The organism is Microvirga arabica (assembly GCF_016811235.1).
Classification (GTDB): domain Bacteria; phylum Pseudomonadota; class Alphaproteobacteria; order Rhizobiales; family Beijerinckiaceae; genus Microvirga; species Microvirga arabica.
The window spans coordinates 38,351-48,361 of sequence record NZ_JAFBID010000044.1; the positions used below are offsets into that span (position 1 = coordinate 38,351).

The window sequence follows — 10,011 nt, forward strand, 5'->3', positions numbered from 1 at the left end:
GATCCACGTCTTCAACACGGCTCAAGACGTGGATGGCCGTGACGAGCACGGCCATGACGTTTCGTCGGGAATCACAAAGCGAACGGGAAACTGTGAACCTTCTCCCAGGGGCCGCCGCGATACCACCACAGGTCTAGCGCCATCCCTGTAACCTGGAATGGCTGAAATCCTTCACTCAGGTCCTCCAGAAGAGCTCTTGCCTGTGTCGGATCGACCTTGTTCTGCACCGTCACGTGTGGGTTGTGGTTCTGCCGGTCCTGGGGCTTGAGCCAGTCGTTCCATTTTTTTGCGAGCTGACGGCGCATCGCTGCCAGTTCAGGAGACGCAAGCGCGTACGCGACTCCGCGCCCGAGAGAGCGCACCCCGATTACATCGAGACCGAAAACTTCTTGGTTCGATGCACATTCCTCGATGTCCTGCTGGATTGTCTGAAGGTGCTCGCCCGGCAATGCGTGAAACAGGGTCAGATGCGCCGGAATGAAGTTCCGCTCAGCGGGAAAGTAGCGCCGTCTCTGCTCGTCGAAGAAGGCGAAGGAGCGCTCGTCGAATTGGAGCGTGAGGATGAGAGGCGCTGCTGTGTCCATGAAAAGAAAAACCCGGCTCGGGGCCGGGTTGTTTCAGATCTGAAGCTGACAATCGCTTTAGAAGTTCAGCGCCGCCTTGGCTTCGCGCAGCTGCGCGACGGCCGATTCCGCCGCGTGCTTGGCGGCCGGTTCGTTGGTGGCGTCGTAGGCCATTTCCGCCTGGAGGATCTCGTGGTCGAGGATCTCCTGCGTCAGCTCCTCGGCCGGAAGCGCGCGCTCGGCCAGCACCGTGAGGCCGTTCTGGTTGATGTCGGCGAAGCCGCCGCGCACCAGGATCCGACGGCCGTTGCCGGGCGTGTTGGTGATGACGAGGAACCCGGTCTTGAGAGCCGTCATCGTCGGCGCATGGCCGGCGAGAACCGTCATGTCGCCCTCGGTGGCCGGCAGCACGACGGCGTCCACGTCGCCGGAGAACAGCACGCGCTCAGGAGAGACGAGTTCGAAATTGAAGGTAGCCATCTGAGCTCCGCGTCATCCCGATCCATGATCGGGCATCGTTTGGGAGATACGCTTAGACACGATCATCCCGGAGCGTGCGGGCACGGCTCCGGGATGACACGAGACTTGAATTAAGCCGCTTCGGCCGCGAGGCGCTGGGCCTTTTCGACGGCTTCCTCGATGGTGCCGACCATGTAGAAGGCAGCCTCGGGGAGGTGGTCGTACTGGCCCTCGACCAGACCCTTGAAGCCTTTGATGGTGTCTTCAAGCGCGACGAGCTTGCCGGGCGAGCCGGTGAACACTTCGGCCACGTGGAAGGGCTGCGACAGGAAGCGCTCAATCTTGCGGGCGCGGGCCACGGTGAGCTTGTCCTCTTCGGAGAGCTCGTCCATGCCCAGGATCGCGATGATGTCCTGAAGCGCCTTGTAGCGCTGCAGCACCTGCTGGACCTGACGGGCAGTGTTGTAGTGCTCGTCGCCCACGATGGCGGCGGACAGCATGCGCGAGGTCGAGTCGAGCGGGTCCACGGCCGGGTAGATGCCCTTCTCGGCGATCGAGCGCGACAGCACGGTCGTGGCGTCGAGGTGGGCGAAGGACGTGGCCGGGGCCGGGTCGGTCAGGTCGTCGGCGGGCACGTAGATGGCCTGCACCGAGGTGATCGAGCCCTTGGTGGTGGTGGTGATGCGCTCCTGCAGGGCGCCCATGTCGGTGGACAGGGTCGGCTGATAGCCCACGGCCGAAGGAATACGGCCGAGAAGCGCCGACACCTCGGAGCCTGCCTGGGTGAAGCGGAAGATGTTGTCCACGAAGAACAGCACGTCCTGGCCCTGATCGCGGAAGTTCTCGGCGACCGTGAGGCCGGTGAGCGCGACGCGGGCGCGCGCGCCCGGGGGCTCGTTCATCTGGCCGTAGACGAGGGCGCACTTGGAGCCGGCAGCCGAGCCGCTCTCACGCGGGTCGACGTTCACCTTGGACTCGATCATCTCGTGATAGAGGTCGTTGCCCTCACGGGTGCGCTCGCCGACGCCGGCGAACACGGAGTAGCCGCCGTGGGCCTTCGCGACGTTGTTGATGAGCTCCATGATCAGCACGGTCTTGCCGACGCCGGCGCCGCCGAAGAGGCCGATCTTACCGCCCTTGGCGTAGGGAGCGAGCAGGTCGACGACCTTGATGCCCGTCACGAGGATCTGACCCTCGGTGGACTGCTCGGCATAGGAAGGAGCCGGCTGGTGAATGGCGCGGGTGCCTTCACCGACAATGGGGCCAGCCTCGTCCACCGGCTCGCCGATGACGTTCATGATGCGGCCGAGGGTGGCGGTGCCGACCGGCACCGAGATCGGGGCGCCAGTGTCAGTGACCGGCTGGCCGCGAACCAGACCCTCGGAGGTGTCCATGGCGATGCAGCGCACGGTGCTCTCGCCGAGCTGCTGGGCCACTTCGAGCACCAGGCGGGTGTCGCCGTTCGTGGTCTCAAGCGCGTTCAGGATCTCAGGCAGGTGGCCTTCGAACTGCACGTCGACGACGGCGCCGATGACCTGCGTGATGTGACCGGTTGCTTTACCGGTGGTAGCGGTGTTGGCCATGATTGGCTCCTCTCGGATTCGTCAGAGCGCCTCGGCGCCCGAAATGATTTCGATCAGTTCCTTGGTGATCATCGCCTGACGCGACCGGTTGTAGGTCATCGTCTGCTTCTTGATCATCTCGCCCGCGTTGCGGGTTGCATTGTCCATGGCGCTCATGCGGGCGCCCTGTTCGGAAGCGGCGTTCTCGAGCAGCGCGCGGAAGATCTGCACGGTGAGATTCCGCGGCAGGAGCGTCGTGAGAATCTCGCCTTCCTCAGGCTCGTAGTCGTAGACCGCGTCGGACGACGTGCCCGTGGCCTCGATCTGAGCCGGGATGATCTGCTGCGCGGTCGGGATCTGGGCGATCACCGAGCGGAAGCGCGAGTAGAACAGGGTCGCCACATCGAACTCGCCGGCCTCGAAGCGGGCGAGAACCTTCTGGGCGATCATATCGCCCTGCTCGAAGCCGAGCTGGCGCACGGACCGCAGGTCGATGAGCTCGATGATCTGCTGGGCGAACTGGCGACGCAGAATGTCGTAGCCCTTCTTGCCCACGCAGATGATCTTGACCGTCTTGCCCTCGGCCATGAGCCGGGTGGCATGGTCGCGGGCCAGACGCGCGATCGAGGAGTTGAATGCACCGCAGAGACCACGCTCGGCGGTGCAGACGATCAGCAGGTGAACGCGGTCGGAACCGGTCCCGGCGAGAAGCCGCGGCGTCTCGGGTCCGACCGTGATGCCGGACGCGAGATTGCCGAGCACCGAGGACATGCGCTCCGCATAGGGACGCGCGGCCTCCGCCGCGGTCTGCGCGCGGCGCAGCTTCGCGGCGGCCACCATCTGCATGGCCTTGGTGATCTTCTGCGTCGCCTTGACCGAGGCGATGCGGTTACGAAGGTCTTTTAAGCTCGGCATCGAGCGGCCCTACCCTCTCCGGAAAACCGGCTGGATCTTACGAGAAAGACGCTTACGAGAACGACTTGGCGAAGTTCTGGACGACGTCCTTCAGCTTCGCCTCGGAGTCGCTCGACAGGTCCTTCGACGTGCGGATGGCATCGAGGATATCGGCGTGCTTGCTGCGCAGGAGCGAGAGCAGCCCGTCCTCGAACGCCCGCACCCGGTTGAGGGGCAGGTTGTCGAGGTAGCCGTTCACGCCGGCGTAGATCACGGCGACCTGCTCTTCCATCTTCAGCGGCGAGAACTGCGGCTGCTTCAGGAGCTCGGTCAGGCGCGAACCACGGTTCAGCAGGCGCTGGGTGGTGGCGTCGAGGTCGGAGCCGAACTGAGCGAAGGCCGCCATCTCGCGGTACTGCGCCAGCTCGCCCTTGATCTTGCCCGCAACCTTCTTCATCGCCTTCGTCTGGGCCGAGGAGCCCACGCGCGACACCGAGAGGCCGACGTTCACCGCCGGGCGGATGCCCTGGTAGAACAGGTCCGTCTCAAGGAAGATCTGGCCGTCGGTGATCGAGATCACGTTGGTCGGGATGTAGGCCGACACGTCGTTGGCCTGCGTCTCAATGACCGGCAGAGCGGTGAGCGAGCCCGCGCCCTGGCTGTCATTGAGCTTCGCAGCACGCTCGAGCAGGCGGGAGTGCAGGTAGAACACGTCGCCCGGATAAGCCTCGCGGCCCGGCGGACGGCGCAGAAGGAGCGACATCTGACGGTAGGCGACGGCCTGCTTGGACAGGTCGTCGTACACGATCACGGCATGCATGCCGTTGTCGCGGAAGAACTCGCCCATGGCGCAGCCCGAGAACGGCGCCAGGAACTGCATCGGAGCCGGGTCCGACGCGGTGGCCGCGATGATGATCGAGTACTCAAGAGCGCCCTGCTCTTCGAGAACCTTCACGAACTGGGCAACCGTGGAACGCTTCTGACCGACCGCGACGTAGACGCAGTAGAGCTTCTGCGACTCGTCGTTGCCCTGGTTCAGCGGCTTCTGGTTCAGGATCGTGTCGAGCACGACGGCGGTCTTGCCGGTCTGGCGGTCGCCGATGATCAGCTCGCGCTGGCCGCGGCCGACCGGGATCAGGGCGTCGATGGCCTTGAGGCCCGTGGCCATCGGCTCGTGCACCGACTTGCGCGGAATGATGCCGGGAGCCTTCACGTCCACGCGGCGGCGCTCGGTGGACTGGATCGGGCCCTTGCCGTCGATCGGGTTGCCGAGCGCGTCGACGACGCGGCCGAGCAGGCCCTTGCCGACCGGCACGTCCACGATGGCGCCCGTGCGCTTCACGGTTTGGCCTTCGGCGATTTCACGGTCGGAGCCGAACACCACGACGCCGACATTGTCGGTCTCGAGGTTGAGGGCCATGCCGCGCACGCCGCTCTCGAATTCGACCATCTCGCCGGCCTGAACCTTGTCGAGGCCGTAGCAACGGGCGATACCGTCACCGACGGACAGAACCTGCCCGACTTCGGTGACTTCAGCTTCGGTACCGAAGTTCTTGATCTGCTCTTTGAGGATCGCGGAGATCTCAGCGGCTCGAATGTCCATCAGCGGACCTCTTTCATCGCTAGACGAATGGAATTGAGTTTGGTGCGCACCGAGGCATCCACCATGCGGGAGCCCATCTTCACGATGAGACCGCCGATGAGGCTCGGGTCGATTTTGACGTCGACAGCAACGTCAGCCTTGGCGACGTCGCGCAGCGCCGCCTTGATTTCGTTCAGGACCGTGTCGGACGGCGCCTCCGCCAGGGTGACCTGCGCCCGGACGATGCCCTTGGCATCGGACACCAGGTTCTGGAAGGCGCGGATCATGTCCGGCAGGGCGAAGAGCCGGCGCTTGGACGCCACGAGACGGATGAAATTTCCCGCAAGGCCCGAGAGGCCGGCCTTGTCAAGAATGGCACCGATCGCGTTCGACTGCTCTTCAGCCGTGAAAATGGGGTTGGAGATCAGGCGCTGCAAGTCGCTGCTGCCGCGGATCAGCTGGTCGAAGCGGGCGAGATCGCCGGCGACAGCGTCCATCGCATTCGCTTCGCGGGCGAGTTCGAACAGCGCCGAAGCATAGCGCAACGCTACGCCCGACAGGAGGGGTCCTTCTTGGGAACCGCTTTGCGCCACGTAACCGTCTCTCTTGTCATAACGGGCCTCGGACCGGGAAAGCCTGCGAACGCGGCATCCGGGAGACCCGTCAGGTGTGGAAATGAGCCCGGGACGGGAGCCTTCTCCGCCCGTCAGGCGAGGGTGCACTAGCATGGGTTTTTCCGAGGCGCAAGGCGAGCTGAGCCCTGTTCGTCAGGTAAAAACCGGGTGCCTGCCGAGGCAGGGTCTAAAGTTCCAGGGTGGCGACTTCGCAATTGGTGAGGAACCGCCCGACGAGCCTGCTGAAGAAGGTACCGTGCCCCACCACGGCGATCATCGTCTCCGGCCGCTCCGCCAGCCAGCCCCGGAACCGCTCGACCCGCTCCTCGAACACATGCGCCGGCTCGTAGACGAAGCCGCGCTCGTTCACCTCGCCCTCGTTGTGCCACCAGACCTCGTCCAGGTGCCCGAAATGCAGGTGGGGGAAGTCCTGGGCCAGATGGGAGACCGCCCGGCCCACATCGCAGCTGCTCTCCAGGTGCTCCCGGTGCAGGCACTCCACCAGGATCGTCGGGGACGCGGGATGGGTCCCGAACAGGCCCAGGGTGGTCTGGATCGCACGCGTCAGGGGCGAGGTCACGACAAGTTCATAAGGATGCTGGCGCAGCTCCGGCGCCCGCTCGGCGACCTGCTGCCGGCCGAGTTCCGTGAGAGGGGCATCGACATGCCCAGGATCCTCGCCGTGCTCGGCCCAATGGGCGTTGAAGGTGGATTGGCCGTGGCGGATGCAATGGACGATCTTGGGCATGGTACCTGTCTTAGTAAAGATCTCGGGTTGGTCACAGAAAGCTCTGCGGATCCACGTCGATGGAGACCCGCGTGTTGCCGCGTATCTTGGGGCAGCGGGCCATCCAGCCGCGGAGGTAACCCTGGAGGTCCACCTCCCGTTCGGTTTTGACCAGCAGGCGGAAGCGATAGCGGCCGCGGATCAGGGCGAGCGGGGCTTCGGCGGGCCCGAGCACGGTGACGCCGGGCGGCGGCTCCGCCACCAGGGCCATGGCCCGGGCATGGGCCTCCGCCGCCTCGCGCTCGGCGGCCGAGACGATGAGGGAGGCCAGGCGCCCGAAGGGCGGCAGCCCGGCCATTTCGCGCACACGCGTTTCCTCCTCGTAGAACCGCTCGGCATCGCCCGAAATCAGGGCTGCGATCACCGGATGGTCCGGCTGCCAGGTCTGGACCAGGGCGCGCCCCGGCTTCTCGCCGCGCCCGGCGCGGCCGGTGACCTGCTGCAGCATCTGGAAGGTGCGCTCGGCGGCGCGGGGATCACCCGAGGTGAGACCAATATCGGCATCGAGCACGCCCACCAGGGTCATCAGCGGGAAGTTGTGCCCCTTGGCCACGAGCTGCGTGCCGATGACGATGTCGAACTCGCCCGCAGCAATCCCGGCCAGCTCCATCCGCAGCCGCTCCGTGCCGCCGGGAAAATCGCTGGAGAGCACGATGCATCGCTTGTCCGGAAACAGCGCCGCCGCCTCTTCCGCGATCCGCTCGACGCCGGGGCCGCAGGGCACCAGCGAATCGACGCTGCCGCATTCGACGCAGGCCTGGGGCGTCCGCTCCACATGGCCGCAATGGTGGCACACGAGGGAGCGCCGGAACCGGTGCTCCACCAGCCAGGAGGAGCAGTTCGGGCATTCATAGCGGTGAGCGCAATTGCGGCAGAGGGTCAGCGGAGCATAGCCGCGCCGGTTGAGGAAGAGCAGCGCCTGCTCGCCTTTGGCCACCGTGTCCTCCACGGCGGCGACGAGGGTCGGCGAGAGCCAGCGGCCCTTCGGAATCGCCTCCTTGCGCAGGTCCACGGCCCGGATCTGCGGCATCGAGCGGCCGCCGAAGCGCTCGGGCAGGCGCACATGGCGGTAGCGCCCGCGCTCCACATTGACCCGGCTCTCGATGGACGGCGTGGCCGAGGCCAGGATCACGGAGGCATTCTCAATCTTGCCGCGCACCACCGCCATGTCGCGGGCATGGTAATGCACCCCGTCGTCCTGCTTGTAGGCAGTCTCGTGCTCCTCATCGACCACGATGAGCCCGAGATCGGCATAAGGCAGGAACAGGGCCGAGCGGGCCCCGGCCACCACCTTCACCTCGCCCGAGGCAATGGCTGTATAAAGCCGCTCGCGTTTGCGGCCTGTAACGCCGGAATGCCAGGTGGCGGGCTTCACGCCGAAGCGGGCGGCGAACCGATCGAGGAATTGGGCGGTGAGCGCGATTTCCGGCATGAGGATCAGGGCCTGCCGACCTTGGCGCACGGCCTCGGCCACCGCCTCGAAATAGACTTCCGTTTTGCCGGAGCCCGTGACGCCCTCCAGCAGGATCACAGGCGGATGCTCCTCGCCCATGGCGGCGACGAGCTGTTGCGCCGCCTCGTCCTGGCCGTCCGAGAGAGCGGTGCTGCCGAAGGCGGAATCGGGCATCTCGGCCACGGGCTCGGCGAGAAGCACCACCGTCTCCAGGGCCCCTTCGTCGATCAATCCGTTGACGACCCCGGCGCTGACACCCGCCGCTTGGGCGAGCTCGCTTTTGAGCCGCACGGCCCCGTCCTGGGCGATCTCGATCACCTTCTGCCGCGCCGGGGTCATGCGCTTGGGCAGGGCGTCGGCCAGCCTCACGCCGACGCGCGCCACCTCCTGCCGGTCGGCGTCCGGGATCTTGAGCCCCATGGCAAGCGCCGAGCCCTTGGGCGCGAGCGTGTACCAGGCGATCCAGTCCAGGAACTTGCGCATCTTGGGCGAGAGGTTCGGCGCGTCGATGACGCCCGTCACCTTCTTCAGGTTGCCGCCCTGCCCTTCGCGCATGGACCAGACGACGCCCGCCACCTCGCGGTTGGCAAGCGGCACCTGCACCACGTCGCCCTCCTCGAGGCCGAGGCCGTCCGGCACGGCATAGGAATAGGCCGTGTCCAGCGCCAGCGGGATAAGGACATCGGCGATGCGGCTTGTCATTCGGGAGAGGTTAACCTGTGCCTGTTTAGGGTACTGCCCTTGCATAAATGGGACTCATGTCAAGCAGCGCCACACAAAATGTTCTCGATCTGGTCCTGCCCGGCGCGGACGACACCCGGCGCGAAGCGATGGTGTGGCTCGCCTCGCTGGCCAAGGAGCGGCGGCTTTCGGCAAAGACCGTCGAGGCCTATGCCCGGGATCTGCGCCAATTCCTTAGCTTTTTGACAAACCATCTCGGAGAGCCGCCTTCCGTCGAAGGAATCTTGGGCCTGAAGCCCCTCGACATCCGGGCATTCCTCGCTGCCCGGCGCATGGATTCGGTGGGTAGCCGCTCGCTCATGCGCCAGCTCGCGGCGCTTCGCTCCTTCGCCCGGCACCTGGAGCGAGAGGGCCATGGCACCGCCTCGGCCTTTGCGGCGATTCGCACCCCGAAGGTGGAGAAGAACCTGCCGCGCCCGCTCTCCGCCTCCTCGGCCGTCGCTGTCACGGACGCGGAGACCCGGGCGTCCGAGAACCGCAAGCCCTGGATCCTGGCCAGGGATGCGGCGGTGTTGTCCCTGCTCTACGGGGCAGGCCTGCGCATTTCCGAAGCGCTGGGCCTGCAGCGGCGGGATGCGCCCGTGAACGGGCTCGATGCCATCACGGTCACCGGCAAGGGGGCTAAGATGCGCAGCGTGCCGGTGATCCCTCCGATCCAGCGGGCAGTCGAGGAGTACCTCGCGCTCTGCCCCTATGCGATCCCGCCGGAGGGACCGCTCTTCGTCGGCGCCCGCGGCGGGCGGCTCTCACCCCGGATTATCCAGCTCGCCGTGGAAGAGCTGCGCGGCGCGCTCGGCCTTCCGGACAGTGCCACGCCGCATGCTCTGCGCCATTCCTTTGCCACGCATCTGCTCGCCAAGGGCGGCGACCTGCGCGGCATTCAGGAGCTTCTGGGCCACGCCTCGCTCTCGACCACGCAGCTCTACACGAAGGTGGATGCGGCCCGGCTGATGGATGCATTCAATGCGGCGCATCCTAGGGCTAGGCTGAAGCAGGGCGGCAAATAGAGGGTCATCCCGGACGGAGCGCAGCGGAGGTCCGGGATCGCGTGCAGAATGGGGCACTTAATCCCCACGGCTGTCATCCCCGCGCAGGCGGGGATCCAGAACCGCCGCATCTCATGGACGGCGATCAGCGTTGCGCCTTGTCCGGCACCGTCGGCGGTCATGAATCCCGAGCTCGGCTGAAGCCGCCCCGGATGACAGTGCTGGGCTGGTTTGTGCGATCCCGGATCGGCTTTGCCGTCCGGGATGACGCTGTTGGTTGGCTTGTCAAAGATCCAGCACCTGTGGGCCCGCAGCGGGTGCTGCGAGCCTGAAGGTGTCGAGGGAGGCGTTTAGGGCAGCCCGGCTCGAT

At 65.9% G+C, this 10,011-nt stretch carries 9 protein-coding genes; 1 reads left to right on the top strand and 8 read right to left on the bottom strand.

The genetic code is table 11. The annotated features are described in order from the left end of the window. Positions 1-71: 71 nt before the first annotated feature. From JQC81_RS19815 to JQC81_RS19850, 8 genes are all read right to left on the bottom strand, one after another. Positions 72-584 (bottom strand): 2'-5' RNA ligase family protein, encoded by a 513-nt coding sequence (locus tag JQC81_RS19815; RefSeq protein ID WP_203273505.1) that lies wholly within the window; start codon positions 582-584, stop codon positions 72-74. Between the two features lie 57 nt (positions 585-641). Further along, positions 642-1,043 carry a F0F1 ATP synthase subunit epsilon gene (locus JQC81_RS19820; protein ID WP_203273506.1) on the bottom strand — a complete coding sequence of 134 codons (402 nt, stop codon included), beginning with the start codon at positions 1,041-1,043 and terminating at the stop codon, positions 642-644. A 110-nt stretch (positions 1,044-1,153) separates the two neighbouring features. Continuing rightward, the gene (atpD, locus tag JQC81_RS19825; protein ID WP_203273507.1) at positions 1,154-2,605 is read right to left on the bottom strand and encodes a F0F1 ATP synthase subunit beta; all 1,452 of its coding nucleotides are present in this window, start codon (positions 2,603-2,605) and stop codon (positions 1,154-1,156) included. Between the two features lie 21 nt (positions 2,606-2,626). Beyond that, positions 2,627-3,499, bottom strand: coding sequence for a F0F1 ATP synthase subunit gamma (locus tag JQC81_RS19830; RefSeq protein WP_203273508.1), 873 nt, complete (start codon positions 3,497-3,499; stop codon positions 2,627-2,629). A gap of 52 nt (positions 3,500-3,551) precedes the next feature. After that, positions 3,552-5,081 (bottom strand): F0F1 ATP synthase subunit alpha, encoded by a 1,530-nt coding sequence (gene atpA / locus JQC81_RS19835; protein ID WP_203273509.1) that lies wholly within the window; start codon positions 5,079-5,081, stop codon positions 3,552-3,554. After that, the gene (locus JQC81_RS19840; RefSeq protein ID WP_203273510.1) at positions 5,081-5,653 is read right to left on the bottom strand and encodes a F0F1 ATP synthase subunit delta; all 573 of its coding nucleotides are present in this window, start codon (positions 5,651-5,653) and stop codon (positions 5,081-5,083) included. Before JQC81_RS19840 ends, atpA begins: the two co-directional genes overlap by 1 nt. A gap of 208 nt (positions 5,654-5,861) precedes the next feature. After that, positions 5,862-6,422 (bottom strand): histidine phosphatase family protein, encoded by a 561-nt coding sequence (locus tag JQC81_RS19845; protein ID WP_203273511.1) that lies wholly within the window; start codon positions 6,420-6,422, stop codon positions 5,862-5,864. A 31-nt stretch (positions 6,423-6,453) separates the two neighbouring features. Continuing rightward, positions 6,454-8,616 (bottom strand): primosomal protein N', encoded by a 2,163-nt coding sequence (locus JQC81_RS19850; RefSeq protein ID WP_203273512.1) that lies wholly within the window; start codon positions 8,614-8,616, stop codon positions 6,454-6,456. Positions 8,617-8,663: 47 nt separating this feature from the next. Between JQC81_RS19850 and JQC81_RS19855 the strand changes: the two genes are divergently transcribed. Further along, the gene (locus tag JQC81_RS19855; RefSeq protein ID WP_203273513.1) at positions 8,664-9,662 is read left to right on the top strand and encodes a tyrosine recombinase XerC; all 999 of its coding nucleotides are present in this window, start codon (positions 8,664-8,666) and stop codon (positions 9,660-9,662) included. Positions 9,663-10,011 lie beyond the last annotated feature (349 nt).

Bases quoted from the DNA above. Each gene is read 5' to 3' on its own strand.
- atpD (WP_203273507.1), bottom strand. From the start codon at position 2,605: ATGGCCAACACCGCTACCACCGGTAAAGCAACCGGTCACATCACGCAG.
- JQC81_RS19850 (WP_203273512.1), bottom strand. From the start codon at position 8,616: ATGACAAGCCGCATCGCCGATGTCCTTATCCCGCTGGCGCTGGACACG.
- JQC81_RS19820 (WP_203273506.1), bottom strand. From the start codon at position 1,043: ATGGCTACCTTCAATTTCGAACTCGTCTCTCCTGAGCGCGTGCTGTTC.
- JQC81_RS19845 (WP_203273511.1), bottom strand. From the start codon at position 6,422: ATGCCCAAGATCGTCCATTGCATCCGCCACGGCCAATCCACCTTCAAC.
- atpA (WP_203273509.1), bottom strand. From the start codon at position 5,081: ATGGACATTCGAGCCGCTGAGATCTCCGCGATCCTCAAAGAGCAGATC.
- JQC81_RS19855 (WP_203273513.1), top strand. From the start codon at position 8,664: ATGGGACTCATGTCAAGCAGCGCCACACAAAATGTTCTCGATCTGGTC.
- JQC81_RS19815 (WP_203273505.1), bottom strand. From the start codon at position 584: ATGGACACAGCAGCGCCTCTCATCCTCACGCTCCAATTCGACGAGCGC.
- JQC81_RS19830 (WP_203273508.1), bottom strand. From the start codon at position 3,499: ATGCCGAGCTTAAAAGACCTTCGTAACCGCATCGCCTCGGTCAAGGCG.